This window comes from Evansella vedderi (genome assembly GCF_030813435.1).
In the GTDB taxonomy this organism is placed as follows: Bacteria; Bacillota; Bacilli; order Bacillales; family Salisediminibacteriaceae; genus Evansella; species Evansella vedderi.
The window spans coordinates 190,417-215,783 of the sequence record NZ_JAUSUG010000007.1; the positions used below are offsets into that span (position 1 = coordinate 190,417).

At 35.9% G+C, this 25,367-nt stretch carries 29 protein-coding genes and 1 rRNA gene; 18 read left to right on the forward strand and 12 right to left on the reverse strand.

Annotation, left to right across the window (positions count from 1 at the left end):
* The first annotated feature begins 343 nt into the window (after positions 1 to 343).
* Together J2S74_RS10790 and J2S74_RS10795 are read left to right on the forward strand one after the other, a co-directional pair.
* Entirely contained in the window at positions 344 to 793 is a 450-nt protein-coding gene (locus J2S74_RS10790; RefSeq protein WP_307325328.1) for a hypothetical protein, read from the forward strand.
* A gap of 113 nt (positions 794 to 906) precedes the next feature.
* Positions 907 to 1,305 carry a hypothetical protein gene (locus tag J2S74_RS10795; protein WP_307325330.1) on the forward strand — a complete coding sequence of 133 codons (399 nt, stop codon included), beginning with the start codon at positions 907 to 909 and terminating at the stop codon, positions 1,303 to 1,305.
* A gap of 454 nt (positions 1,306 to 1,759) precedes the next feature.
* Here the strand turns inward: J2S74_RS10795 and spoIID are convergent, their stop codons facing one another.
* On the reverse strand, positions 1,760 to 2,764 hold the full coding sequence (gene spoIID, locus J2S74_RS10800; RefSeq protein WP_307325332.1) for a stage II sporulation protein D: 1,005 nt from the start codon (positions 2,762 to 2,764) through the stop codon (positions 1,760 to 1,762).
* Positions 2,765 to 2,901: 137 nt separating this feature from the next.
* Positions 2,902 to 3,897: a DMT family transporter gene (locus tag J2S74_RS10805; protein ID WP_307325333.1), complete on the reverse strand. Its 996-nt coding sequence runs from the start codon at positions 3,895 to 3,897 to the stop codon at positions 2,902 to 2,904.
* A 352-nt stretch (positions 3,898 to 4,249) separates the two neighbouring features.
* Here J2S74_RS10805 and J2S74_RS10810 point away from each other — a divergent pair, with 352 nt between their 5' ends.
* Positions 4,250 to 4,912 carry a 2OG-Fe(II) oxygenase gene (locus J2S74_RS10810; RefSeq protein WP_370875998.1) on the forward strand — a complete coding sequence of 221 codons (663 nt, stop codon included), beginning with the start codon at positions 4,250 to 4,252 and terminating at the stop codon, positions 4,910 to 4,912.
* A gap of 45 nt (positions 4,913 to 4,957) precedes the next feature.
* Here J2S74_RS10810 and J2S74_RS10815 read toward each other — a convergent pair whose 3' ends face one another.
* Positions 4,958 to 5,389, reverse strand: a complete 432-nt coding sequence (locus J2S74_RS10815; RefSeq protein WP_307325335.1) for a YndM family protein — start codon at positions 5,387 to 5,389, stop codon at positions 4,958 to 4,960.
* Between the two features lie 208 nt (positions 5,390 to 5,597).
* On the opposite strand from J2S74_RS10815, the gene J2S74_RS10820 reads away from it, so the two are divergent.
* The 4 genes from J2S74_RS10820 (at position 5,598) to J2S74_RS10835 (ending at position 7,406) form a co-directional block, all read left to right on the forward strand.
* Entirely contained in the window at positions 5,598 to 5,906 is a 309-nt protein-coding gene (locus tag J2S74_RS10820; RefSeq protein WP_307325337.1) for a hypothetical protein, read from the forward strand.
* Between the two features lie 431 nt (positions 5,907 to 6,337).
* Positions 6,338 to 7,024 (forward strand): RNA polymerase sigma factor, encoded by a 687-nt coding sequence (locus tag J2S74_RS10825; RefSeq protein WP_307325340.1) that lies wholly within the window; start codon positions 6,338 to 6,340, stop codon positions 7,022 to 7,024.
* Positions 7,025 to 7,053: 29 nt separating this feature from the next.
* Positions 7,054 to 7,233 carry a hypothetical protein gene (locus J2S74_RS10830; protein ID WP_307325342.1) on the forward strand — a complete coding sequence of 60 codons (180 nt, stop codon included), beginning with the start codon at positions 7,054 to 7,056 and terminating at the stop codon, positions 7,231 to 7,233.
* Entirely contained in the window at positions 7,203 to 7,406 is a 204-nt protein-coding gene (locus J2S74_RS10835) for a hypothetical protein (protein WP_307325344.1), read from the forward strand. Before J2S74_RS10830 ends, J2S74_RS10835 begins: the two co-directional genes overlap by 31 nt.
* Positions 7,407 to 7,742: 336 nt before the next feature.
* Here J2S74_RS10835 and J2S74_RS10840 read toward each other — a convergent pair whose 3' ends face one another.
* Entirely contained in the window at positions 7,743 to 8,372 is a 630-nt protein-coding gene (locus J2S74_RS10840) for an HD domain-containing protein (RefSeq protein ID WP_307325346.1), read from the reverse strand.
* 175 nt (positions 8,373 to 8,547) lie between these two features.
* On the opposite strand from J2S74_RS10840, the gene J2S74_RS10845 reads away from it, so the two are divergent.
* The 4 genes from J2S74_RS10845 (at position 8,548) to J2S74_RS10860 (ending at position 10,521) form a co-directional block, all read left to right on the forward strand.
* Positions 8,548 to 8,853: a TIGR04104 family putative zinc finger protein gene (locus tag J2S74_RS10845; protein ID WP_307325348.1), complete on the forward strand. Its 306-nt coding sequence runs from the start codon at positions 8,548 to 8,550 to the stop codon at positions 8,851 to 8,853.
* Between the two features lie 158 nt (positions 8,854 to 9,011).
* The gene (locus tag J2S74_RS10850; protein WP_307325350.1) at positions 9,012 to 9,227 is read left to right on the forward strand and encodes a helix-turn-helix transcriptional regulator; all 216 of its coding nucleotides are present in this window, start codon (positions 9,012 to 9,014) and stop codon (positions 9,225 to 9,227) included.
* A 187-nt stretch (positions 9,228 to 9,414) separates the two neighbouring features.
* A complete protein-coding gene (locus tag J2S74_RS10855; RefSeq protein WP_307325355.1) occupies positions 9,415 to 9,903 on the forward strand; it encodes a hypothetical protein in 489 nt (162 codons plus the stop codon).
* A 33-nt stretch (positions 9,904 to 9,936) separates the two neighbouring features.
* Entirely contained in the window at positions 9,937 to 10,521 is a 585-nt protein-coding gene (locus J2S74_RS10860) for a GNAT family N-acetyltransferase (protein WP_307325359.1), read from the forward strand.
* Positions 10,522 to 10,600: 79 nt separating this feature from the next.
* On the opposite strand, the gene J2S74_RS10865 is transcribed toward J2S74_RS10860, so the two are convergent.
* The 4 genes from J2S74_RS10865 to J2S74_RS10880 form a co-directional block, all read right to left on the reverse strand.
* Positions 10,601 to 11,089 carry a YkyB family protein gene (locus J2S74_RS10865; protein ID WP_307325360.1) on the reverse strand — a complete coding sequence of 163 codons (489 nt, stop codon included), beginning with the start codon at positions 11,087 to 11,089 and terminating at the stop codon, positions 10,601 to 10,603.
* Positions 11,090 to 11,280: 191 nt separating this feature from the next.
* On the reverse strand, positions 11,281 to 11,586 hold the full coding sequence (locus tag J2S74_RS10870) for a hypothetical protein (RefSeq protein ID WP_307325362.1): 306 nt from the start codon (positions 11,584 to 11,586) through the stop codon (positions 11,281 to 11,283).
* 173 nt (positions 11,587 to 11,759) lie between these two features.
* Entirely contained in the window at positions 11,760 to 12,284 is a 525-nt protein-coding gene (locus J2S74_RS10875; RefSeq protein WP_307325364.1) for a hypothetical protein, read from the reverse strand.
* Positions 12,285 to 12,540: 256 nt separating this feature from the next.
* Positions 12,541 to 13,359, reverse strand: a complete 819-nt coding sequence (locus tag J2S74_RS10880; protein WP_370875999.1) for a squalene/phytoene synthase family protein — start codon at positions 13,357 to 13,359, stop codon at positions 12,541 to 12,543.
* Positions 13,360 to 13,695: 336 nt separating this feature from the next.
* On the opposite strand from J2S74_RS10880, the gene J2S74_RS10885 reads away from it, so the two are divergent.
* The 5 genes from J2S74_RS10885 (at position 13,696) to J2S74_RS10905 (ending at position 18,901) form a co-directional block, all read left to right on the forward strand.
* Positions 13,696 to 15,114 carry a Na+/H+ antiporter NhaC family protein gene (locus tag J2S74_RS10885; protein WP_307325366.1) on the forward strand — a complete coding sequence of 473 codons (1,419 nt, stop codon included), beginning with the start codon at positions 13,696 to 13,698 and terminating at the stop codon, positions 15,112 to 15,114.
* Between the two features lie 172 nt (positions 15,115 to 15,286).
* Entirely contained in the window at positions 15,287 to 16,507 is a 1,221-nt protein-coding gene (locus J2S74_RS10890) for a PcsB-like coiled-coil domain-containing protein (protein WP_307325369.1), read from the forward strand.
* A 243-nt stretch (positions 16,508 to 16,750) separates the two neighbouring features.
* Positions 16,751 to 16,948: a hypothetical protein gene (locus J2S74_RS10895; RefSeq protein ID WP_307325372.1), complete on the forward strand. Its 198-nt coding sequence runs from the start codon at positions 16,751 to 16,753 to the stop codon at positions 16,946 to 16,948.
* Positions 16,949 to 17,220: 272 nt separating this feature from the next.
* Positions 17,221 to 18,573, forward strand: a complete 1,353-nt coding sequence (locus J2S74_RS10900; protein ID WP_307325374.1) for an MATE family efflux transporter — start codon at positions 17,221 to 17,223, stop codon at positions 18,571 to 18,573.
* 166 nt (positions 18,574 to 18,739) lie between these two features.
* Positions 18,740 to 18,901 carry a hypothetical protein gene (locus tag J2S74_RS10905; RefSeq protein WP_307325377.1) on the forward strand — a complete coding sequence of 54 codons (162 nt, stop codon included), beginning with the start codon at positions 18,740 to 18,742 and terminating at the stop codon, positions 18,899 to 18,901.
* 61 nt (positions 18,902 to 18,962) lie between these two features.
* Here J2S74_RS10905 and J2S74_RS10910 read toward each other — a convergent pair whose 3' ends face one another.
* The 3 genes from J2S74_RS10910 to J2S74_RS10920 all read right to left on the reverse strand — a co-directional run bounded on the left by J2S74_RS10910 (position 18,963) and on the right by J2S74_RS10920 (position 20,991).
* Entirely contained in the window at positions 18,963 to 19,589 is a 627-nt protein-coding gene (locus J2S74_RS10910; RefSeq protein ID WP_307325380.1) for an FMN-dependent NADH-azoreductase, read from the reverse strand.
* A 235-nt stretch (positions 19,590 to 19,824) separates the two neighbouring features.
* Positions 19,825 to 20,385 carry an FAD-dependent oxidoreductase gene (locus tag J2S74_RS10915; RefSeq protein WP_307325382.1) on the reverse strand — a complete coding sequence of 187 codons (561 nt, stop codon included), beginning with the start codon at positions 20,383 to 20,385 and terminating at the stop codon, positions 19,825 to 19,827.
* 171 nt (positions 20,386 to 20,556) lie between these two features.
* Complete coding sequence (locus tag J2S74_RS10920; protein WP_307325384.1) at positions 20,557 to 20,991, reverse strand: MarR family winged helix-turn-helix transcriptional regulator; 435 nt, start codon at positions 20,989 to 20,991, stop codon at positions 20,557 to 20,559.
* A gap of 132 nt (positions 20,992 to 21,123) precedes the next feature.
* On the opposite strand from J2S74_RS10920, the gene J2S74_RS10925 reads away from it, so the two are divergent.
* A complete protein-coding gene (locus J2S74_RS10925; RefSeq protein ID WP_307325386.1) occupies positions 21,124 to 22,461 on the forward strand; it encodes a flavin monoamine oxidase family protein in 1,338 nt (445 codons plus the stop codon).
* Between the two features lie 29 nt (positions 22,462 to 22,490).
* Here the strand turns inward: J2S74_RS10925 and ade are convergent, their stop codons facing one another.
* Positions 22,491 to 24,236, reverse strand: coding sequence for an adenine deaminase (ade, locus tag J2S74_RS10930; RefSeq protein WP_307325388.1), 1,746 nt, complete (start codon positions 24,234 to 24,236; stop codon positions 22,491 to 22,493).
* 748 nt (positions 24,237 to 24,984) lie between these two features.
* On the opposite strand from ade, the gene J2S74_RS10935 reads away from it, so the two are divergent.
* A 16S ribosomal RNA gene (locus tag J2S74_RS10935) occupies positions 24,985 to 25,367 on the forward strand; the annotation flags it as partial.

Here is a 25,367-nt window from a genome sequence, read left to right on the forward strand (position 1 = left end):
CCTCAGGGAGGAATTCACCGTATATACTTGTATACCAATTCTTAGGGAGTGAAAATATAAATCCGATGTAATAGTTAGGTGGATGAAAGTAAACTACGAAAAGGTAGGAAGAACGGTTTAAGGAACGGGATTAGGTCTGAAAGTACCAAACGTGTTCCTAGAACAATCCTAAGAACGTAAATTTTGATAGTATTTGTTCCAAACTCGATAATAGATAACAATTTGATACACAAAATGGGAAGTGATTTTTATGAGACCAGTATTTCTATTTATAATCCTCATTACAATAGTAATTGGTTGCAGCACGAACAATAAGGAATCAGATTTGGCCAAACTTAAGAAAATGATAAATGAAGAGATGGATACAGAAGTACATTTGCCGGTATTTGAGGATTTGGACATTTCTTTTGTATATGTAACTTATTACAACAACGGCGATGCAAGGTACGTCGATATTCATTATAGTGAGGATGTTGATGAAGAAGTCGTTGAGATTAGGGAATATCAAGATAGGAAATTCCTCTATGGACCGTATGATTTAGATACAGTTATAATGTATACTTTTGATAAAGGTATTATTGGTAATGTTACAGGGGAAAGAATTATTGTAAATGATATAGAGGTTGTAATGCAGGAGACGGTGACTGAGGACCTCTTCCAATTTCATTTGTTTGTAGTTAATGATAATAGGTATGTAATTGGATATAAACGAGATTTCTTCACATGGGAAGAAGCAATGGAGAGAACTAAAGAAATAATTAATAGCATGGAAAACGAAATGGAGTTCTCATAACCTACCTGACTCTTCATTTAATTAGTTTATATTATTTAACCTAATTTCTCGAGTTGAGGTTCATGGCATACATGGAACAAAAATAGATTGGAGTGATCTAGTGAGCTTAACCATTGCAATTATCATCTTACTTACTATGTTTGCAAATGATTTTAATTATTGAAAAGATATTTATCCACTTTGGAATATTTAAAAAAATGGGTTGGAGAACGACCTATACATTTGTTTTAATCTTTATTTACTTTTTTATTAGTGATAAATGGTTAGAATTGTTAAAAAAAGGGGATACATTTATTCAAAAAATCACTTTATATAATATGGTTAATTTCACAAGTATCAATAGTTTATTTGTTCTAGAGGTCCCTCGAATATTAACGTTTGGAAGGGGAGTTTTCCATTCCTTGAAAGAACAATTAAAAGGGGAACCGTTATATGCTAGTATGATGTCCATAATTAAAACATGGGCAACACTTAATGGAAATATATCTATAAAAATGATTGTGTTTTTATAAAGATTTTAATGGACAATGCTTTAAGAAAGCTAAATTTAATCCAATCCCTCACATATTCCCTCTAACGGTAATTGATATTTTTTTGTTGACTATAAGTAATATATAAGAGATGGATCGACGAAATTGCAGAAAATCAACAGTAAGTAATTCCATAAATATTTATTGATAGATTCAAACCATTGGTGGCATTAGTATTAAAGGAAAGAATGGTGAATTTACATTAATGGTAATTGAGTCGAACGACGATGAAGTAGCTTATATTGAAGCAGGACCGGAATTCATGGGAGAAGGGAAGCCTATTGAAAATGGAGATCGATAGGATCGTTTAAAGTAGAAGGAACCGAATTTTCGGCAGTTTATCAGGGAACTTCCAAATGTGAGATAAAGAAGAGTGTCAACAATAGAAAAAGTGTGACTCCAAAGGTTTTATTTACTTTGAGTCACACTTTTTTGCTTAATTATTTGTTTCAGTAATTAAACCCATTACTTCTTCTTTATGTTGAATCTTAACGGACTGAAAGTAATGGTGAATTATATCTTTATACGTACTTCCTTCTTTGGCCATTCCATTCGCTCCATATTGGCTCATACCTACTCCATGGCCGTATCCTCTAGTTTGAATAGAAACGGCATTATCCACTAGATTTATAGTGAAATCGCTTGATTTTAATGGTAGAAGCTCCCTTAATTCTCTGCCCGTAAATTCCTTATCAGCAACTCTAATCCTTTTGATATTTCCACCATTTGTACGGCCCAATACTTTTATTTTACTGTTACGATCGAGTGTAATTTCTAGTGCTTCTTGGAAATCTGAAATAGACAGTACATGTTCACTTTCATAATGGGGAGATTCTACATCCCAGGGACTCTCCACACTACGTAAATAAGGGAATTCGTGTTCGTAATAATCCTCAGAATTCTCCGTGTACCCATTACTTGTTGAAAAATATTGTGCGGATATGGGGAGACCTTCGTAAGTTATAATTTCACCCCTAGTCTCATATACTGCTTCCCTTATCCTCGCTATGTTTCTGTTATAATTATCTCCCCATATTTCTTTTAATTCATCGTTATTTCTATAAACTTGATGTTCCACTGTATCTTTTATATAGGCACCTTTAGGAAGATCAAGATTTTCAAAGGTCAAAAGGTTAATGTAATATGTCCTTGCAGTGAGTGCTTGCGCTTTCAATGCCTCAATTTCGAATGTCGCTGGCATTTCACTGGAAACAACACCAACGATATACTCTTCAAAGGCCACTTGTTCAATTACACTGGTTTCGTTACGATAAACAGCCACAGTGAACTCCGAATACATTGTTTCACTCGTTGTTTGTTTTACAAATTCTGGATCTTCATATGGAGAGACTTCTTCATTTGAAAAACCAATAACAATAATAGACGGAAGTACAAGAACGGATGTGATAAATATAATGCCAATAGCTATAATAAATTTCATTCGTTTCCTTCACCTTATTTCCTCTGAAAATATAGTATCTATTAACTATATCTATTAAATAATCTACTAATTAGACCTAACGAATAAATTCTTTATGAGATAAAGGAAAATAAATTAATTTATAAAATATCGAAGTTTTATATATGCTGTTCTTTTCTTTTAGCAGCCACTATTAACTTTTGCTTTCGATTGACCTTTGTTTTCTTCGTTATAAAGCTGTGAATGAAAATCCCTAGAATAATCAATAAAAGTCCACCTACAGCTAAACCATTCGGTAATGGAGAGGAAAGGAGTACAACCTCACCAATAACGACAAATATTATTTGAGCAGATTGAGTTGCTTCTACAGCAGCTAGTTTCCCTTGATTTTCTCTAGTTTTATCCGTTGCGATAAAAAACAACGTTGTTGCGATGACCCCTGAGCAAATAGCCACAATAAAGGATTGGAGAACTTGATCAGAAGAAGGAGCCCCTACCTTCACGATCCCGTATACACTAATTAGGAACCAAAATGGAAGACTAGCTATAGTCATACCGAATACGCGTTGAAAGGTATCTAATCTTCCGCCACATAACTCCATCATTTTACGATTTCCTAAAGGATAAGCAAATGCTGCTATTATCACAGGCAAAACACCGAATATAACCATTTGAATAGGAACTTGGTTTGCTTGTTGCATTTGGATTAGCATAACGCCAAGTAGGATTAATAAGGAAATGAATAAAGCCTTCCATTGTAATTTATGTCTCACCTTCATCAAGCCGTGCTTTGTTTGAATTTTTTCAAAGAATATAGGACCTAATAATACTCCAGCCACAATGGTTAGCTGCCATGTACCGGCAATCAACCAGCCTGGGCCATAGGCAGCCGCATAGGTAATAGGTGCATAAAATAAAACGAATCCAACAAAACTCCAGACAAGCCAAGGCAATGGTTGTTTTTTCATTTCATTTAATACTTCTTTTAAATTCTTTCGGAATAAAACAATTATTAATAAAAAAGGGACCATGAAGAGGAATCGTAAAGAAGAACTCCACACCCAGCTTCCCCCTGCAAGCTCCATGGAACGATTCAAAACAAACGTGACTGCAAAGAACATGGAGGCTAACAAACCAAGCCCGATTTCTTTCATACAACCACACCATCCTTTTGCTGAAAGTTCTGATATAATTTATAATATATCATACGTTGGAATTTATTAGCAGTATTAAAATTTTATCAAATGGAAGGATTAAGTTCGAGATACACCTAAGATCATCATTATTAGAGGTATACGATCCAGTTTTTTAGAAATAAATTTATGTAGAAATCGTATCTGGCAAGGTGTAAAATAAAATTGCAAAATTGTAAGTCATAAGGACTATCAAACATCCATTTTTTAATGCAGAAGGGAGAATGAACAAATACCAGTTTAGTAAATGTAAAGCCTGATGTATTAAAATCAATCCATTTTTTCGGAAAATTAAAATAATTAAAAGAGGTTGATGAAATTGACAATGGATGCTAAAGAATTACCAATTAAAGAACCAACTATTTTTGATCATATTGGTAATAAAATTAAAACGGACGATCGGGAAATTAATATTATTGCTCGATTGGAAGAACCACTAATCGTAATTTTAGGTAATGTACTGAGTGGCGAAGAATGTGATGAACTGATACGGTTATCCAAGGATAGAATGAACCGTTCAAAAATAGGTAATACACGGCAAGAGCATGATCTTAGAACGAGCAGCAGCACATTTTTACAAGAGGGGGAAAATGACATTGTTGCTAGAATAGAAAAAAGAGTTTCTCAGATCATGAACATTCCTGTTGAACACGGGGAGGGACTGCAAATACTGAATTACAAAATCGGGCAAGAGTATAAAGCCCATTTTGATTATTTTTCTTCTGCTAGTAAACCTGTGAGCAATCCTAGAATTAGTACATTGGTTATGTACTTAAATGATGTAGAGCATGGGGGAGAGACTTACTTTCCTAAGCTGAATTTTTCCGTGTTACCACAAAAGGGGATGGCTGTGTATTTCGAGTATTTCTATAATGATGAAACCCTAAATGAATTAACATTACATGGCGGAGCACCGGTTATTATTGGAGATAAATGGGCTGCAACACAATGGATGAGAAGACAAAAAACAGTATAAATTCATAAACAAAACGAGCTACGTATGAAATATAGCTCGTTTTTGCTATTCTTTGTCAGGGTTTGGCTCCTCTTCTTCTGCAAACTCGTAAGCAAACTGTTGATTTAAGTTTTGTTGTTTTTCTCGAGGAACGGGCTTTATATTTCTCACAATATAGGAATGGACAAACACTTCAGAACCGGCAACTAGAGTAGCTGCAATAATACTGCCCCATGCAATTTGCAAAATGCTAGGTAGGAAAAAGGCACCGAACACCCAAACAATGATATATGTCAGAAAAAAATCCACAACAACGGCGTTTCTTTTTCCGATTCGTGGTAGTAGAACAACATCACCAATAAAATAAGAAATGATGGTGACTAATAAACTGAAGGCTATAATTACAGGGAAAGTGGTATTGAAAAACAAATCTAAACTAATCCAAAAAATAAAAAAGCTTGCAACAAATTTAATCAGTAAAAAATTTATATGCTTCATTAAAAAACTCCTTTTTCTATTAGTTTTCGCCAAAAGGAGGAGAGAACATACGTCATATGTTTAATGCATTTGCAAGTTATTGGCCTAGGGATTTTAAAAAAGTAAAATAACTTCGTAATTTAATGAATCCTTTTTGTGGCGAATCCGTATATAAATAGAAAGGGATGAGCTACCTTTTGTCCCCATCCTAATTCAGGAGGTTTACAACATGAAAAAATATCTATTCTATACGTTACTTAGTTTTTTAACTTTGTTGCTTATTACTATTGGTATAGGTATGGTAACTACTATGCATTGGACAGAGGCTTCATTTTTTGTAGGTGCAGGTGGGATGCTAATTTCCTTCTTTTTTTCTAGCTCGGGGGATGGATTTTCAAGGGCATCAACGGCTGCGGTCATTGAGAGTACGAATGGTAGTTACGTACAGGAGAATGAAAAGCCTAAGCTTTCTTTAAATCCTTTCCTTATTGGTGCTGTAGCCTACTTCCTCATTAGTTTTCTGTTCCCGTATATATAAATTAAAAGAAGATTAGGATAGGTAGCCATAATAAGGCTTTACCTATCTTTTTTTGTAATGGCTCTGTTAAATTTTGATGTTGATTTTCACTTCAGGACGCTCCTGTGATTACTCGTCGCAAAAAAATTTGCTAGTATCGCTCCGGTGCTGCATCCGTCGTGACAACTCGAAGCTTACTCTTGAAGTAACGCTCGTCCCTTCGGGGTATTCAGTAGTTGCTTTTCCCGCAGGAGTCTCGTGTCTTTCGCTACAATCAACAATGACCTATAACAGAGCCTTTGTAATAATAATTTTTTACATCAAAGTGTAACGTTTTTAATACTAATTCGTCTGAGTAATAACGGTAGTAAAGGAGGGGGGAATTTGACGGACTACAGAAGGGAAATCATTGCGAGATGGTATGAGCTATATGGAGATGCCATGCACACAACTTGACTATTGATTTTTTAAGAAAGAAAAAGCCCCTTAGAATCATCGAAGAGCTCCTGCAAATGAAGAGAGATCCAGGGCTATTGCCGGAAGAAGTTCTATTTCTTAAAGAGAATAAAAGGGAGTTGCATGAGGCATTAGAAAAATTACGAACTTCCTACAAAGAAGTAATCATTTTACGTTATATAAAAGGTTTTTCCGTCCAAGAGACATGTGAAATATTAAATTGGTCCGAGAGTAAAGTAAAAACGACATTACATCGGGAGATGTTCGCTTTGGAAAAAAATTACGACAGGAGGGATCGATCAGTGAAAGGATTACATGATTTTCCTGATTTAAAAGAAGATCTAAAAACGCTTGATGAAGATAGTGTATGGGATAACCGCTATCGCTCAAAACTGAAAAATAGAATATTGTCGGACATTGATAGCCGATCAGAAAAATTTAAGTTTATGAAGTTCCTTGTGCCAACAATGAAAATAACGGGTTTCCTTGCCGTTTGTTTCTTCATTGTAAGCCTTGTTATTCAAGATAATAACTTATTTCTAGGTGAACCAAATAGGGGGAATTATTCCGGTATAGCCGATCATGAAAAAATGGAACAAGAGCTTTCGGAAATCATGGGAAAAACCGTTCATGTTCCTATTCACGACAATTTATCCATAGGGACCCGTCTGGGCTCCACGTAAAATTTGATAAACGGGACTCTACTGATGTTATGAGATTAAATATTCGATTAAATGACCTTGTTCACGTGGTTGATTATTTTTTAGTAGATGGACACAGCGAGGAAGATGCCATTGGTTTCAGTCCAATCTTTTATACATCACGTGGCGGGGGAATAAGACTACAGGAGGGGGAGAAAGAATGGGATACAGCGGTTTCTTTGCTCTACTAATTTTAATGTTCCTTGTATACTTTTGGTTTCGAGTCGATGAACTGAAGAAAGGGACTGGTATGTCTACAAAGGAAGCAGTACGAAAAGGAGTCAAATCCATGCTCACTCTGATACTCTCCTTTTGCTTTGTTCTATTACTGTTCATTGCCTTCACATACTACCAAATTTTATAAAAGAAATGCTTTTATACGTTCTGTAATAGGAAATTAATGTTAAAATGAACATAAGTATTATTTAGAGTTTGGTTAAGCGTATAGAAGTGGAGGTTTGCTCGATAATTTTTCTTGAACACCATCCAATAAACGGATTTGGGGGTAATTTTCTTTTTATACTATCCATCATTTCCGCTACCTTTTGGTTGTTTTTTGGAGATAATCTTTGGCTTGCTTTTTTAGCAATTATCCCAATTGGATATCGACTTTACTCTTATTTTATGTATGAAATACATACTAAAAAGTTTGATTAGGGGGATTTTTCACAAAATAGCTTTGACAACGAAAGCCAATCTATTATTGGTTTAATATTTTTTCTGTAATTTTACGAATTCCTTCGGTTGTTTCGGAGTTGTCTTCTAGCATTTCCGCCAAGATATGTTTAAAAAAATAGGAAACGCAGTGAAGGTCGGTTTTTCTTATAGCAAGTAATGCTTCTTTATACATTTCCCGATAGACATTTTCTGTATTTCCTTTTTCTATTTCATTGTAGGCTTCGTATACTTGATCCATCTTGTCTGCTACGGCTAAGATTCTTCCTTCAATTGTTTCGTCTTTTCCTTCTTTTAGTTTTTCTAGGTAGATGGGGAGTAAGTCAGGAGGAAACTCCGCTTCAATAAACTTCTTCGCCATTCCTTCTTCCACTTGTGCAAGCATTTCCCGGAGTTCTGGCGTTGCATATTTTACAGGTGTTTTGATGTCTCCAATAAACACTTCACTATAGTCATGGTTAAGGGCTTTTTCGTAAAGGGATTTCCAATCGATTGTTGTACCATTTTGTTCCTCGACTGTAGCTAAGAGTTGTGCATACTGTGCTACTTTAAAGCTATGAGCAGCCACATTATGCTGCTCAAATTTAAATTCACCAGGAGCACGATAAATTCGCTCGAGTTTCGATAATGATTGTAAGTAAACATGAATACCCATTGTAAAATCACCTCGTTAAAATTGCGATTGTCTACTCAGCACATTTATATATTATTTCCATTAGTGACGGATTTTCATGCTCTTATTATTATAATTACGATTTGGGAATAGATGTTATAATGAAATTAAATGATTTTGAAACGACAAATGCGAATAGGAGAGGAAGAATAACAAAATGCCTACTTGTCAAAATTGTTTAAAGGAATGGAGTAGGATACAAACCATTAAAAGTAGTTTTACACTCGACATCGGAATGAAATGCCCCCATTGCGGTCATATGCAATACCTTACTAAACAAGCTAGAAAAATGACGTTTTTCGTGACGATTCCTATATTCTTTATCTTTCCAGTTACTAATATTTTAAATTTTTCATTAATCCCTACAATTATAACCTTTATAGCTGGTGTTTTATCAATTTTAGTTATCTGCACCTACTTTGTGGAGTTATCTAGTGAACCAGAAAAACGCTGGTTTTCATAATCCAAAAATTGAGTTGTAATTGCAAGCTTTACTTTGTATAAAATTGGTTATAATGGCACTTTAATTGTCAGATATCTTCGACAATTAAAGTGCCATTATTTTACACTATAAGTGTAAAACATTTTTTACACACTCAACCTACATAGAAGGTGTACTATATGAAAAACGAAATTAAAAAATATCGTGAACAAAAAAACATATCACAAGGGAAGCTGGCGGACTTGTGTAATGTGAGCAGGCAGACCATTAATGCCATTGAAAACAACAAGTATGACCCCAGTTTGCAATTGGCTTTTGACATTGCAAGAAACTTAGGGGTTACGATGGACCGTTTATTCTTAAATGGAGGTGTTGAGACAAATGAATATTCGTAAAGTGATTGGTATATTGCTTGGTTTAGGAAGTCTTGGATTGATAGTTTATATGATTTATAAAGTAAGCGTTGGCGAAATAATTGGATTTAACGATATTTTCTTCCTTAGTACCTTTATTATGTTTTTCTTTTATACGATAACTTGGGGCTCTTAAAAAGATAAGGATGGGATCCTGTTAGAAGAAGAATTGGGGAAACGGATATCCGATAAAAGTTCTAATATTAGTTACTTTTTCCTGGTTATTTTTATTTTAGCAGCTGTAATTGGTGATAGATTATTAAATGGAACTGTGAATATTTTCCTACTAATCTTATTAGGTTTATCAATGGTAATACATCCGATCATGACATTCCTCATTGCCCAAAAATATCAATTCAACAATAACTTTTATCTCAAAATCTCAAATTTCTGTGAGAAGGTAGATCATAAGTATTTAATTAAAAAACGCAAGCGTAGACTACTATTTATTATGGGATTATGTATAGGAGCTTTCGTTCTTCCTCCATTATTCGGAAACTCTGGTCCTTTTCATGATCTATTAAATTTTCTTTTTGGAGAACCTGGTGAAGGAAAAAGTCCGTTACCATTGTTGTTCACATTAGTTCTAATTGCAGCCATCTTCTTGGGATTTAATGTCTATAGCAAGAAAGCAAAAGAAAGTGATGATATAAATTAAAAAGTAAGATTAAATGGGAGAGGGTGTTAGTAATTGAAAATCTCAGATATATTTCATGATTTGCCAACATTAGAGACAGATAGAATTATACTTAGGAAATTTCGTATTGAGGATGCCCATGATATGTTTGAATATTCTTCTATTCCTGAAGTTTCGCAATATGTACCTTGGGAAACTCATAAATCAATCGAAGACTCCTATCACTTTCTCCAATACATTCTAAAACAATATGAAGAGGCAAAACTGGCTCCTTGGGCAATCGAATTAAAAGAGAACGAAAAAGTCATTGGTACTATTGATTTTGTTGCTTGGTTCCCGTGGCATTACCGTGCCGAAATAGGTTTTATATTATCTAAAGAACATTGGGGAAAAGGTTTAATTCTTGAAGCAGCAAAGAAAGTAACGGAGTTTGGTTTTGAACATATGGAGTTAAACAAAATAAAGGCCCCTTGCATGGTAGAGAATGTTCAGTCCCAAAGAGTACTTCAGAAACTCGGGATGAGATTAGAAGGTGTCCTGAGAAAGGAATATTTTATAAAGGGGAGATTTAGGGGTATGGCAGTATATTCTATTCTTAAAGAAGATTTTGACAGAAAGTCCAACGCATTAAATGATTAAGGCTTTGAGTTAATCCCCATTGTCAGCGGTTGGCAATGGGGATTTTACCTGTCCAAAAAAGTATATGCTTTAAAATTATTTAGTATCTTTTTCTTCCATCTAAATAGGATGATATAAAAATATTATCGAGACGTTTCTTTTTAGAGTTTGGGTGTTTTCTTTTGCGCGGGGGTTTCTCTCCTAAGTATTTATAAAGAATACTTTTTGCAGTTTCTAGGCCCATGTGGACTCGAGGGTTCTGAAGATTATGATTGATTTTACCTCTGTGTTCCAGTTTGAAATCACCTTTTTCAGCCAAGGTGTGAAAAAAGAATGGCTGTTCACTGTCGGCAGCACCTACTCGGACAAGTACCACGGAGCTTTGAAGTCCTGATCTTGGGTTTGTACTAAACTCTAGACTAACTTTTTCTGCAAATTTCTCATGAACAAGCTTTTTCAAAACAGTCTTCTTCAAATAATATAATTCAGAAGAATCAATTGCTGTTTTAGCATGGCGATTCACCGTATAAAGTGCCACTTGTATTTCCCTTAAATCAAAATTGGTTGGATGAACTGTCTTCTCTCTCATTTTATCCTCCTTCTCTTCAATATACATCCATTATAATCGTTCTTAGGAAAATAGTCATAATAATTATTAACAAAATGTGAATTTTTGTTGAAATTAGGGTGTGATGTGATAGGAGAGGGTGGAATTTGAAGAATTTGATCAACCAGCCTACTCCCTTTGGGGTTAAGGAGAAAGAGGATGAGAAAAGGTAATTACTGCTCATTTGGACCCAACTGTTTACCGTTAAAGACAATAATGACATCGTTCTTTCGTTTTGAAGGTATTTCTTCTTCCGTTTGCAGGTTGTTTATAAAGTAGTGTAAATATACCGAAATGCTTAAACAATATACAATTCCTATGCCAATAATGGATAAGCGGATTTGCAGCATCGTTAATGGTTTTAATAGGTGACTGAACGTAAATGTTATACCTAGCAGCACAATAACTCCAAATAGGCCGTACAGGAATAGTTTTTTTCCAAGGTTTGTCCGTTCATTAATTTTTTCTTGAATATCCATATTCCTCACCCTTTCATTTGTTTAAGGACTTCTTTCTACTAAACTATGATTTCAAGGTTGGAAAAATACATTAATTTATTCTGGAAAGGATGGGGAAATATGTGGTGTCAGCTAAGAGGTACAACGAGAGAAGGAACATTTTGTTTATTATTCTTCTTCGTTGTACCTTTTTTCTATTTTAAATTTCTTATTATATATGGGAAACGGGCTTTAAAGCCTTTCTCCTTACTTGTACTTTCAGTTCTAAATAGGGCACTGTCTATCCATAGTTGATATGCATAAAGGAACAATGCCATGATCAAAAAGGCAATAAAAACTTCAAGGCTGCCATGCTTCAGCTCTGTAACAATTCCTAATGGAACAATAAGGAATTTATGTAGACCGAAAGCGAAAAATGCATCAACAAGTATATTCACTATTAAATAAAGCCAAAATCTTCCGTAGGTAAAGGCGAAAATCCAAATGGTCCCAATAAGAAAACTTCCGAAAGTAAATGGCACGAAGGTAATTAACCAATCAGTGATCGGAACTTCTTGTTTAAGCCACTCTTGAGTATAGGCCATTTCACCATGTAACGTTACGATTAAGGCAGAAAAGGTTGCCACTGGTGTATATCTTTTAATAATTTCTTTCTTCATAAATATTAAAGTCAGCCAAGGTAGAGCAAAGAGTAACCTAACTGTAAGTATGGCAAGCATAATAAATTATCATCCTTTACTGTTATATCTTTTTTTTGTTTTAAGTGTTTTTATCTATTTTTGTAGGATTTATTAATTTTTATTTTCTCCAAAACATTTTTAAACATGAACAAACATTTGATAAAAGGGTAATTCTTTAACTCTAATTATCGAGCATTAAAGTCTATCCTATGTGTTTAAAAACTTATTAAACGAAATGTATGGAAATATAAATAAGAATCAGAAAAAGGCATGAGCAGTTCATGCCTTTTTCTAGCTAACTTGTTTTTATCTCTTCTACAATCATTTCTACTTCTGCCCTGGTCATTTTCTCTTTCCCGCTTTTAAGGGCTTTCAAAGTTTTGTTTGCTAGTGCCAGTGGGATTTTACAGAATAGAAGGACACTCTTACTGTTAATATCTTTCATGTATTCATTCCCTAGGGCTAAATTTTTTTCAGCATACTCAAAGGTGTCATGGATGGACCATTCCTCAGGTATAAAAGAAACTCCTCGTTCCTTATCCTCCTGGATATTCCTTAAAATGTTCACAGTTTGTAAGCCGCGTCCATACGCAATAGCTAATTCCCGATCCGTTTTTGTACCGTCTCGCCATTCCCAAATATCAGACAGCATTACACCAACTAATCCGGCTACGTAGTACGTATAGTCGTTTAAGTCTTCTTTACTTTGGATATGCCAATTCTTTTTTACCCAATCGGCCATGCCGTTTGCCATAATACTTGTGGAGTCTTGAACCTTCTGGACGATACCTGACGGACAAGTGGATATCCAGTTGCCCATTTTCAATGTCACCTCAGGGAGGAGCTGTTTATAAGGTTCCACTAAGTGCAGGTATGCTTCGTTATCAAAGGGCCTTTTCAATAGGTTGGCTGTTTCCCGAAGTAAATGCTGCTTTGTAGTTGAGCTTAGCAAGACATGATCCTCGATTTCATCGATGGCTCGCATGCAAAGATAAGCAGATGACACAGTCTTTTTTAAGGTAGGTTCTAATAGGGTAATCGGTATGTAAAAGGTTCTGCTCGTCTGTTTAAGCATATGTAATGCTTCTTTTTGCAATTTCTTATCAGTACTCAATTAACTGCCTCCTCTTATAAAAAATTTATTTTTTATTATTTAAGGGGTATTATGCATGCGATAAGAGCTATCCTATGCAATTGATACCCTAGTTGTTAATGGGGTGATACTAATAACTCGTCCTAAATTCATATCCTTTTTACTATTTTAAAACAATTGATGTTGTATTAACAACTTTTACCTTGTTCATTTGAAAATATTCCATATTTACTTTTAAATTTGATTAACATCACCCTTTGAAAGGAAAAGTATAATTTTCCATTTGTATCACAACATATGAAGGTACAATTTTTTTAAGTGAATCCATAATTTTTCCCTTAGGCTGGAGTGATAGAAATGGAAGGAAGTTGGCTTTCTATTGTACCGTTTTTAGTAGTTATACCTGTAGCAATATACACAAAGCAAGTGCTTCCTGCACTTTTCCTTGGCTTATTAGTTGGATCCTATTTACTGGAACCTACGATTCTTGGTGGTGTACAAGCCATGTTTGTGTATGTAGTTCAGGCGTTGATTGATACAAACAACATAAAAATAGTTGTTTTTTTATATGCTTTTTCTGGACTTGTTGGAATGATTAAAATGACAGGAGGAATTCGGGGCTTTGTGGAGAAGGCTGCAGAGAAGATTCAAACGAGGAAGCAGGCTCTTGCATTAACATATGTTTCTACTATTGGTACCTTTGCAGCTCCTACATTTCGCTTTGTGACCATTGCACCTATCATGAGGGCATTATTGAAAAAAGTAAAGATGTCCACTGCCGAATTGGGCTTTGTCATTGAAACTACGGCAACACCTGTCATCGTGTTAATTCCTGTGGCAACGGCATTCGTTGGATACATGGTTTCTATTATTCAAATAGCGACGGAAAATCAAGGAATGACATTGGACCCTTATGATCTTTTTATTCAAAGCATCCCCTTTAACTTTTTTTCCATTGTTATGATTTTGTTAGGGGTTTACTTAAGTTTTTTCCATAAGTCTAAGGAAAAGGTAGATGCTCCTATGGAAATCAATGAAGAGGCGGTAGAGGAGGAAGAAGAGGACTGGCATGAGTGTCACCCTGCAGTGGCAACGGAACTACCGATCAAACCACTGAACCTTTTACTGCCATTAATCATGGTTATTGGACTAACATTATTTTTGACCTGGTGGGATGGGCAATCAGAAGGAGTGGGCTTTCTTCAAGCATTTATTGAAGCGGAAGTATTGGATGCTATGGTTGTGGCATTATTAATTACAATTTTGTTATCTTTTGTCCTCTATTTGATACAGCGATTCAAATTGAGTGATTTAATTAGTGGCTTTATTGAAGGAGGCAATGAGTTAATGTCTGTCATCTTGCTCTTATCTATTGTTTGGGGATTATCGTCCATTACGGATGATTTAGGTTTCTCTGGATTTGTTACTGCACATACAGGGTGGATTCCTCAAATGTTTATTGCACCATTGATTTTTGTGTTTGGTGCTGCCGTTTCTTATTTTATCGGTTCAGCATGGGGGACATGGGGAATTCTCATGCCGTTAGGTGTATCTATGGCGTTAGTTGGGGATGTTTCTTTACCACTAGTGGTAGGCGCTGTATTTGCTAGCGGATCATTTGGAGCTTTTGCATCACCATTAAGTGACGACACAAATACTATCGCCAAGATTCTCGGTTTGACGGTGATAGACTATGCGAAGTATAAACTAAAACCTGCGTTAATAGCAGCAGGAATCACTACAACGTTATATCTACTAGTTACCTTTATTATATAGGAAGACTTGGAGACGATTCCGTTCTTTGGCTGTTAAACCCTATTTATAGTTTTGTTACAAAATTATAATATTTGTTTTACTAGTTTGTTATGTTTGTTTGTTATCATAAGTTGTACCAGTTTTTGATTTATAAAAAATAGAAACACTAAATAACTCTTAGGGGGAAGATAGTGTGCTTAAAAAGTACATAATTACAGCACTGTTTATCGGCATAGCTTGTTTTGTTGTAGCTGCTGGAACCTTTGCTACGGAGGAGTTGGAGGAAGAAGAAGAACAGATTCAGCAGGAGAGAGAAGAAATCCAGTCTCAGATATCTGAAGCAGAGTCTGCTTTAGTCAATTTAGTAAGTAGAATTGATGAATTAAATCGAGAACTCTCTAACCTCAACAATTCCATTGCCAGAAATGAGGAAATGATTGTAAAGGTAGAAGAGAAGATCATTGAAAATAAACTGGAGGTCAAAGGGTTAGAGGCTGACATTGAACTGTTTCAAGAAGATATTGATCAACGTAATGAACTATTAAAGGATCGTGCTGTCTCTTATCAAAGAAATGGCACGGATAATGTTTCTTTCATTGAAGTAATACTTGGTGCGGAGAGCTTTGGTGATTTTGTCAGCCGCTTATTTATGATCTCTAGAATTGCACAGGCCGATAGTAATTTTATCGAACAATTAGAGACGAACCAGCATAATTTACTGGAAGTGCAGGGGGAATATGAAGAGACGCTACTTGAACTGGACGACCAGTTATTAATCCTTCAGATTCTGAATGAAGACATACTAGAACAGCGAGAAAAAACGATTGGCCTTATGGACGAGGTGAAGGCTAATGAGGCAGAACATGAGAGACTCATTAGTCAGTTAATGGCGGAAGATGAAAATTTAGCTTCACAAGAAGATGAGATTCGAAGCCGTATCGCAGAGGAGGTTCGTCTTCAGGAAGAAGCAAGGCTACAGGAAGAAGTACGCCTTGCAGCTGAACGCCAAGCGGCAAGTGAGGCAAAAGCTAGAGAGGAAGCGGAAAGAGAATCCAACTCTAACAACGAAAGTGAAAATGAAAACAATACGGAGAGTCCATCTAGTACAAGTTCTTCTAATAATGCAAATTGGGAAACGTTTATTGCAACAGCATATACTGCCTATTGCACAGGCTGTTCAGGGATAACATTTACAGGTATTGATTTGAGGGCTAATCCTGATGCCCAGGTCATTGCGGTGGATCCAAATGTCATTCCTTTAGGATCTATGGTAGAAGTACAAGGCTATGGTACATTTTTGGCGGCGGATATTGGTGGAGCCATCAATGGTCGTAAGATTGATATCTTTATGCCAGATCGCAACGATGTAATAAACTTCGGTGTAAGGGCTGTACAAATAAGAGTACTAGATTAATAGATGGAGTGTATAAGGGCTGGTTCCTATGTTTTATTGGGGGTAGGCCCAAAGATTTTTCCATAAATAAATCCTTACTGTGAGCAACCGTACTCATAAGTGAGGATTTTTTATTTTAATATGATTTCTGTTAAGGGATACATTACCGTATTAAATTCATCTTATTGTACACATTTATGCATTTGATTCGATTTTGAATTATATAAATGATAGTAGGAATTTGAATATAGGGGGGACTATACGATGGCTAGAAAGGGTCTCGGTAGATCTAATGAAATAAAGGTAAAACATTTTGATTCCGATGGGACATATATTGATGATGATATTAATGACTGGTTGAAGAAAAATGATGTTTTCGTACTCGATATCAAGTTTACTTCTACTATTACGGATGAAGATATGTGCAATGACGCCTTGGTTATATATACGGAAGTACCTTAACTGTTGAAGGATGGGGCATTTTCCATTCTTCTTTTTATTTGATGCAATGTAGTTGTTTTATAATCAATACATCAATAAATTAAATTCCAAACTATTCCCACGAAATCCTTTCAATATCATAAGATGTTTAGTAATATATATAGTATCGATTTGTTTGTGTTAATTAATTCATAAAAATATTAATCAATTAAAAAGTGGTCTAGCTAGGCCGCTTGTTCTTTTGTGCTTCTATACTTTAAAACTGGAAAGGGATCATTATGACTAATTCGCAAGTGAAAAAATTATCTATTATCGCCGTTACTTGGCCGATTTTTATAGAATCACTATTACACATGTCTTTACGGACTGCCGACACGTTTATGTTAAGTAGGGTTTCCGATGAAGCGGTAGCATCCGTAGGAGTAGCTAATCAAATTATTATGTTTATGTTTTTTCTATTCCAATTTGTTGCTACAGGTACTTCTGTGGTGGTAGCACAATATTTAGGAGCAAAGAAATTTGATGAAATTAAGAAGTATACTGGAAATGGTATTCTAATTAATTTCGGCTTTGGAATACTGGTCGCTACAATCTTGATTGTTTTTAGTAGGCAACTATTAGGTTTATTTCAGTTAGAACCGGCACTTTTTGATCAAGCAAGGATTTTCCTTATAATTGTTGGGTCTGCCCTTGTTTTTCAGGCAATGAGTGTAACTATGTCCATGATCATTCAAACTCACGGTTTTACGAAGGAAACAATGTTTGTTAGTGGTGGAATGAACATCATTAATATTATTGGAAATTATTTATTTATTTATGGAGCACTTGGGTTTCCTCAATGGGGAGTACCAGGTGTAGCAATTGCCACTGCTTTCAGTCAGTTTTTAGCACTGATCGCCTTTGCCCTCGTCCTTTATTATCGAGTGAATTTGAAGTTAACTTGGAATGACTTTATTGAATTACAAAAAGAACGCTTGAAGAAAGTTTTTAGTATTGGTATTCCGTCATCCATGACAATTATTTCTTATTCAAGCAGTCAAATAGTTACGACAGCAATTATTACTTTACTTGGAACACAAATGTTGGCAACTAGAATCTATACTATTAATATATTGTTATTTATTATGGTGTTAGGAATTTCCCTTGGAAGAGGATCACAAATTATCATTGGTCATCTCATTGGTGCAGGGAAAATGGAAGAAGCCTTTAGGGAGGGAGTACGAAACGTTCGTTGGAGTATCCTTCTCGCTTTAGGAATGACAACCATTATAGTATTAGTTAGGGATCCGTTAATGGGGATATTCACGAATGACCCAGAGATTATAAAAATGGGTACCATGTTGCTTTTAATGGGATTTTTACTTGAGCCTGGAAGGTGCTTTAATCTTGTTTATGGTGCCACATTACAAGCAGCGGGGGACGCTCGTTATTTAATGCTCGTCTCCGTGCTGATTATTTGGGGACTAAGTGTTCCAATGTATTATTTATTTGGTATTTATATGGGATGGGGATTAATCGGTATCTGGATTGCTTTCATAGCCGATGAATGGTTACGAGGACTAGCCCTATGGTATCGCTGGAGAAGTAGAAAATGGGAGGAGAAAGCACTAGTTAAGCAAAATGATAAAAAGGTAGAGACTGCATAAATAAGCATTTAGGGGTACGACAAATCCATGTAAATACGAAGGTATTCTTGGAAATCGTACCTTCTTTTTTAATGAGTATTTTTTCCTATTTTAAGCTTTGGAATAAGGAAATATATGTTAAAATAGAAGGGGATTATTTTTTATTAATAACTCAGGGGGAAAGCAAATGACAAAAAGAGAGAATTCACCAGCTTATTATGATGGAAGTGGATTAAACAATGGTAAGGTTATAGGAATAAATAGTAAAAAAGACTACATTTTTAAGCCGGACAGGGTAAGTATTGATCTAAAATTCCCATGTTTTCCATATGTAATAGAAGCAAAATAGTTACATACAACAAAACAAGGGATAGGCTATGCCATCCCTTGTTTTAGTAACGGTTCTATCTTTAAAAATCCTTTGCTAGACTCGCAGCTTCTGTTAAACCTTTTTCAATAATTTGCCCCGCTTGATCTGGGAATTGGTTATGTCCTTCAATAATAACAGAAGTAATGTTTTGAATACCCCAGAAGTTTAACATTGTTTTCACATAGTTAACGGCCATTTCAACGGACTGTGCAGGGCCTTCAGAATAAATTCCACCTCTAGCATTTAATAAGACAACTTCTTTGTCGTTCAGTAAACCAACTGGGCCTTCTGGTGTATAACGGAACGTTCTACCGGCTTGTGCTAAATAATCAAAGTAAGTGTGTAAAACAGCTGGCACAGTAAAGTTCCAGAGTGGAAAGGCGATAACAATTTTGTCCGCCTCAAGGAATTGGTTTAAATATTTGTTAACTAGTTCAGTTGCTTCTTTTTCAGCATCCGTTAATTCCATACCTTTGGCAAGTTTGAACATACCATTCATCATATCATTATTGTAGTAAGGTAAGTTCTCCTCAAACAAATCAAGCTCTGAAATAGCAGCTTCTGGATTTGACTCTTTATATTGATCAAAGAAAGTGTGGTATAACTTCACACTCACCGCTTGTTCGATTGGCCTTGAATTAGCTTTAATAAACAATACTTTTGACATTGATAATACCTCCTGAATTATATTGTATGGTTGTTGTAGCAACTTTAATTTGATAAAAATATGAGTGTTTCTATCCATTTTTTGATAATGGTTGCTATACATACTAAAATACAAGTGCTAGTATAAAATATGAGTGGAGGTATTGTCAAATCGAAAGTTTAATAAAATAATATATTTTTAGTATGGGGTGTTCCATTAACAACAAAAGGAAGCTTGGATGTTCCCTTTTAATAAATTATTTAAGTAAATCATGGTCAACGTATCGTTCCCCATTTAATTCACTAATGATATTAATGGCAACTTCCGCACCATTTCCTGCCGTAATAATCGTGTGTACACTGACACCTGCAACAGTGCCAGCAGCCCAAATCCCTTTTTTGTTCGTTTTTCCATCATTGTCCACTTGAATGATCGTTTTAATTCTCGGCTCCGTTCCTGGAATTAGGTTTAAACCAATTTTTTCAGCAAGATCTGTTGAAACACCTGTGGCAAGTAAAACATGTTTGGCAGTAATTTCTTGGTTTTCACCTTGAAGTTTATATCCTGCATCTTCAGGGGTAATATCCACAACAGTGTCTTGAATAACTTCAGCACCAAATTTTCTTGCTTGTTCTTTTCCTGTTTCAATTAAATCCGGTCCAGATATTTCAGAGACACCATAATGGTTTTCTAGCCAGGCTCGTTGAGTCATACTCTTTCCACTATCAATTATTAAAGTCTTTTTACCAGCCTTTGCTGCAAATAATGCTGCACTTGCTCCTGCAGGACCAGCTCCAATAATAGCAATATCATACATTTTTATAAAACCTCCATCTGCTAATTTTAATTTATATAAATAGAGGAGTGAAAAGGCTTCCTCTAGTTACATCTATTATGTATCATGAAAGGAAAATAAATTTGTTGTTGCAGCAACTAAAGGGCATGAGGGATTTATGTTGTTATAGCAACTATATACCCTGTAGAAAGCTTATAAAAGTTTTTCTACATTTTGGTTCATTTTTCTCAAAATTTTTTCCATTTGCTTAAGCTCTTCCTTTGAAATTCCATTACATACGATGGCATCGAATTCTTCTGCTATCGGAATAACTTCGTTTCCGAGATTCCTTCCTGTGTCAGTTAGGTAAAGTCTCACAGATCGTCGATCCTTATCGCAGTTATACCTTTTAATAAAGCCTTTTTTCTCTAAGCTAGCAGCCATACGTGCAATATTAGTTTTGTCCTTATTTAACGTTTCCACCAATTGGTTCTGTGATAAACCATCTTTTTCCCAAAGAAGCATCATAATTAAGTTTTGTTCTGGAGCAAGATTAAACGGTTCCAATTTAGCTTTAACAAAACGGGTTAAATTTAAATCTGTTTTATGTATTTTAATACTAATATAATCCTGAAACGTTAACTTCAAAAGAATCCCCCATTAAAAAATTAGTTGCTATATATACTATGTCACTTTTAAGTATAGAAAAAAAGTAATATCCTGTCAAATTTAAGTCGAGAGGATTGTTTTTGGGTAAACTAGAAAAAATGTTTTCATGGAGTGAAAAGTTTAATGATTGATGTCATTATTGTGGGGGCCGGTCTTGCTGGTCTTTATGCTGCAAAGGAGCTAACGAAAACTGGTTATAATGTAATTATATTAGAGGGTCAGAGTAGAGTTGGTGGAAGGGTATTATCTTTTCCTTATAATGGTGGGCGTGTTGAATTGGGGGCACAATGGATTGCTCCCACACATTATCGGGTTCATTCTTTGATAGCAGAAGCTAAACTAAAGCTTTCTCCAACATACAAAAAAGGGAAGTCCTTATATTACAAAATAAATATGTCTAATGAAGTTCAAACCAACCCATTTTCATTAAGAATGTTGGTGGATATTCTTCGATTCAAAAGAAAATTAGAGAAGTTGGCCAAAAGAATTCCAGTTAATGCCCCGTGGGAAGCTCAAAATGCCGAATTCCTTGATAGTCAATCAGTTGAAGACTTTCATAACCAGGAACTGCGAACGGATACTGGTAAACTGTTAGTTAGACGTAAATTGGAGGAAATGCTATGTAAGACCTTAGAAGATGTATCATTACTTGATTTATTATGGTGTATACATACTGCAGGTTCCATAAATAATATTTTAACTGGAGAAGCGTTTTGGTTGAAAGAAGGCTGCCAACGTTTAGTTGAGCATCTTAGTAACGAGCTTCAACATTGTTTACATATAGGAGTAGTGGTGGAAGCAATACACTGGAAAAAAGATAGTGTAACTGTTTATAGTAAAGGAAAAGAATGGACAGGTAAAACGGTCATTCTTACAGTTCCTCCTCCAACCTACCGTTGTATTCACTTCGACCCTCCATTACCTATGCTAAACAAACAATTTATAGAATCCGTTAGTCCATCTTTTGTAATTAAATGTTTCGTTATTTACTCTAGACCATTTTGGAGGGAAAAAGGACTTAGCGGCACCACCTATGTGGGAGAAGGGCCTGTCTACATGACAGTAGACAGCTCCATAAATGAGGAAGCAGGTATTTTAACTGTTATAGTTGCTGGAAATGAAGGGAAGTCATTTGAAAAGTTGACAGAGTCTGAACGGCGGGAAAAAGTGATAAAGCTATTAATCAAATTGTATGGGGAAGAAGCAAAATCACCCATTTGTTATATGGACAAAAATTGGTTGGGGGATCCCTTCATTGTAGGGGGATATGGGGTACATTTTAGTCCAGGTCAATTAACCAAGTTTAAAGATTCATTTCTAAAACCAATAGGCCCCATTCATTTTGCGGGGAGTGAAACGGCATTGGAATGGCGCTTATATATGGAAGGGGCACTTGCATCGGGAGAACGGGCTGCAAAAGAAATTCAGGAGACGATCCCTTTAGGTTAGTAGAATCTTGGGAACCGTCTTCCTAATTTTTAAATATGTTTAAATTGGACGACATCAAAGAGGCCTGTGTCTGTCAGTTTTAAATCCGGAATAACTGGGAGGCTTAGGAACGATAAAGTTAGAAATTGATTAAACCCTGTGTTTGGACTAATTTCGTGTAAAGCATCATGCAAGGCTTGGAGCTCATTGTTTACCGTTTCATAATCTTTCTTAGAAATAAGTCCGGCTATTTCTAATGGAATGGAACCGATCGCTTTTCCCTCCTTTATAACCACAAGTCCACCCTTCATCTTGTTAATTTCTGAAATGGCTTTTAGCATATCTTTGTCGTTTGTACCTGCAACTATAAGATTGTGGGAGTCGTGAGCTACGGTGGTAGCTATGGCTCCTTTTTTTAATCCTAAACCTTTAACAATTCCCAAACCGATGTTTCCTGTCCTTTTATGGCGCTCGATTACCGCCATTTTACACTGGTCTTTCTGGATCGAAGCTATGAAATGACCTTCTGCCGTTATTTCCACTTTTTCTAGTAGCTTTTTCGTAATGATTTGGTTTGGAATAATCCCGATCATGATTGCTTTGTTAGGATCTTTTATTGGGATTTGAAGATGTTTTTCCGTTATTTCAGGCAAAATCACTGTATTGGTTAATGCTGTACTTGTTGATGGTTGCATATTAACTTTTTGCAGAAGCTTTCCATTTTCTGCAATGATCTTTCCTTCCTTTAGTACCTTAAGAATCTTTATTTTTTTCAAGTCATCTAAAAAGACCATGTCTGCGGCGTAGCCTGGGGCGATGGCGCCTTTGGTGTTTAGTTCGTAGCATTCTGCTGCGTTTAGGGTGGCCATTTGGATGGCGATGATTGGGTCTAGGCCTTGTTTGATGGCTAGGCGGATGTTATGGTTGATGCTTCCTTCGTTCATTAAATCGTCTAGATGTTTGTCGTCGGTGCAGAAGAAGCAGCGTCTCGAATTTCCTTTGTGGACGACTGGGATGAGTGCTTCTAGGTTTTTTGCGGTGGAACCTTCACGGATCATGATGTACATTCCTCTGCGGAGGCGTTCCTTCGCTTCTTCGGCTGTGATGCATTCGTGATCCGTTTTAATGCTTGCTGCTCGGTAAATGTTAATTCCATGGAGGTCTAATCCGGCTGCATGTCCGTCGATGTTATTTGTGTGATTTGCTGCTGTTATGAGCTTGTGGATCATTTGTTCGTCGTTGTTCCTAACGGCAGGGAAATCCATTACTTCTGCTAGTCCTATTACTTTTGGATGGGAAAATAATGGTTCCAGATCGTTTGCTTTTAGTACAGCTCCGGCATTTTCGAAGGATGTAGCTGGTACACTGGATGGAAGCATAAAAAAGATATCGAGAAGGGTATTCTCTGCGTCTTGAAGCATAAATTGTATGCCTTTGGAACCTGATACGTTGGCGATCTCGTGTGGATCAGTAATGACTGTTGTTACTCCATGTGGGAGGACGACTTTGGCGAACTCTGTTGGTGTGACCATGGAAGATTCAATATGTACGTGGCCATCTATAAAGCCTGGTGCGATATAGCTGCCATTAGCATCTATGATATGATTCCCTTCGTATGGACCTGGGCCGATTGCTGCTATGGTACCATCGACAATAGCAATTTGATTATGGTCGAGTATTTCTAGATTGAATATATCAATGATTTTACCATTCTTTATAACGAGATCAGCTGGGTGGTTTCGTCCAGCAACAGCTATTCTTCTTCGGAGTTGTTCTATTGTAGTTGTTCCTTTCATAATATTGTCTCCTTTTTATCATTATTTAGAGAAGCTAGTTTATTTAATGGAAAGATTGTATATTAGTTCATTATTTTAAGGAAGTGAGGGATGAAGGTCAACATGTATGTAAGGTTCTATTCCATTAATAGTAAATTTTATTTTTATCCCTTATTAAATAATATCTAAAACAGTTTAATGAAAATAATAGGTTATTACTTGAAATTTTTTTCTTCTATTATATATTCTTCCCTTCTCGTTAGTAAAAAAATGTTTGATTTCTGTTGAAATAGATGAAAAAATAAGTTCCCAATAAAATGATTGTCCTTATCCAAAAGGTACATCCTTTGTAAATGGCTATAAAGTATAATTAATTTCCATAATTTAGTCATTGCAGATTCTTTGTTAAATTGTTATATTATTTATCCAAGTATCCAAGGTCGTTAACACAACAAAACATTGCTTAACAAAATGTTTTTAAAAGTTGTTGACTTTGGTGTTGGAAAATGATAAGATTATTTTTGTCGCTAAAAACGACCGATAAAAATACTTCGAAAAAAGTTGTTGACAGCAAAATGTTATTTTGATATAATATAAGAGTTGTCACTGAAACAACAAACTGAAATTTTGACCTTTGAAAACTAAACAAAAAGCCAAGCGAAGTGGGATATGGACGTCGTATTTATACGACAGATCAAATATCCCGTCAATGAATTTTTAAATTAGCCAGTTTAACTGGTTTTGATGTCAGAACATCAAGCTCAACACTTTATTGGAGAGTTTGATCCTGGCTCAGGACGAACGCTGGCGGCGTGCCTAATACATGCAAGTCGAGCGGATCAATTAAGAGCTTGCTCTTATGAGATCAGCGGCGGACGGGTGAGTAACACGTGGGCAACCTGCCTTACAGACTGGGATAACTCCGGGAAACCGGAGCTAATACCGGATGACCAATTGGACCGCATGGTCCGATTGTAAAAGTTGGGATTTATCCTAACACTGTGAGATGGGCCCGCGGCGCATTAGCTAGTTGGTGGGGTAACGGCCTACCAAGGCGACGATGCGTAGCCGACCTGAGAGGGTGATCGGCCACACTGGAACTGAGACACGGTCCAGACTCCTACGGGAGGCAGCAGTAGGGAATCATCCGCA

Bases quoted from the DNA above. Each gene is read 5' to 3' on its own strand.
- J2S74_RS10790 (WP_307325328.1), top strand. From the start codon at position 344: ATGATAAATGAAGAGATGGATACAGAAGTACATTTGCCGGTATTTGAG.
- spoIID (WP_307325332.1), bottom strand. From the start codon at position 2,764: ATGAAATTTATTATAGCTATTGGCATTATATTTATCACATCCGTTCTT.
- J2S74_RS10805 (WP_307325333.1), bottom strand. From the start codon at position 3,897: ATGAAAGAAATCGGGCTTGGTTTGTTAGCCTCCATGTTCTTTGCAGTC.
- J2S74_RS10810 (WP_370875998.1), top strand. From the start codon at position 4,250: ATGAAATTGACAATGGATGCTAAAGAATTACCAATTAAAGAACCAACT.
- J2S74_RS10815 (WP_307325335.1), bottom strand. From the start codon at position 5,389: ATGAAGCATATAAATTTTTTACTGATTAAATTTGTTGCAAGCTTTTTT.
- J2S74_RS10820 (WP_307325337.1), top strand. From the start codon at position 5,598: ATGAAAAAATATCTATTCTATACGTTACTTAGTTTTTTAACTTTGTTG.
- J2S74_RS10830 (WP_307325342.1), top strand. From the start codon at position 7,054: ATGAGATTAAATATTCGATTAAATGACCTTGTTCACGTGGTTGATTAT.
- J2S74_RS10835 (WP_307325344.1), top strand. From the start codon at position 7,203: ATGGGATACAGCGGTTTCTTTGCTCTACTAATTTTAATGTTCCTTGTA.
- J2S74_RS10840 (WP_307325346.1), bottom strand. From the start codon at position 8,372: ATGGGTATTCATGTTTACTTACAATCATTATCGAAACTCGAGCGAATT.
- J2S74_RS10845 (WP_307325348.1), top strand. From the start codon at position 8,548: ATGCCTACTTGTCAAAATTGTTTAAAGGAATGGAGTAGGATACAAACC.
- J2S74_RS10850 (WP_307325350.1), top strand. From the start codon at position 9,012: ATGAAAAACGAAATTAAAAAATATCGTGAACAAAAAAACATATCACAA.
- J2S74_RS10865 (WP_307325360.1), bottom strand. From the start codon at position 11,089: ATGAGAGAGAAGACAGTTCATCCAACCAATTTTGATTTAAGGGAAATA.
- J2S74_RS10870 (WP_307325362.1), bottom strand. From the start codon at position 11,586: ATGGATATTCAAGAAAAAATTAATGAACGGACAAACCTTGGAAAAAAA.
- J2S74_RS10875 (WP_307325364.1), bottom strand. From the start codon at position 12,284: ATGCTTGCCATACTTACAGTTAGGTTACTCTTTGCTCTACCTTGGCTG.
- J2S74_RS10885 (WP_307325366.1), top strand. From the start codon at position 13,696: ATGGAAGGAAGTTGGCTTTCTATTGTACCGTTTTTAGTAGTTATACCT.
- J2S74_RS10895 (WP_307325372.1), top strand. From the start codon at position 16,751: ATGGCTAGAAAGGGTCTCGGTAGATCTAATGAAATAAAGGTAAAACAT.
- J2S74_RS10905 (WP_307325377.1), top strand. From the start codon at position 18,740: ATGACAAAAAGAGAGAATTCACCAGCTTATTATGATGGAAGTGGATTA.
- J2S74_RS10910 (WP_307325380.1), bottom strand. From the start codon at position 19,589: ATGTCAAAAGTATTGTTTATTAAAGCTAATTCAAGGCCAATCGAACAA.
- J2S74_RS10915 (WP_307325382.1), bottom strand. From the start codon at position 20,385: ATGTATGATATTGCTATTATTGGAGCTGGTCCTGCAGGAGCAAGTGCA.
- ade (WP_307325388.1), bottom strand. From the start codon at position 24,236: ATGAAAGGAACAACTACAATAGAACAACTCCGAAGAAGAATAGCTGTT.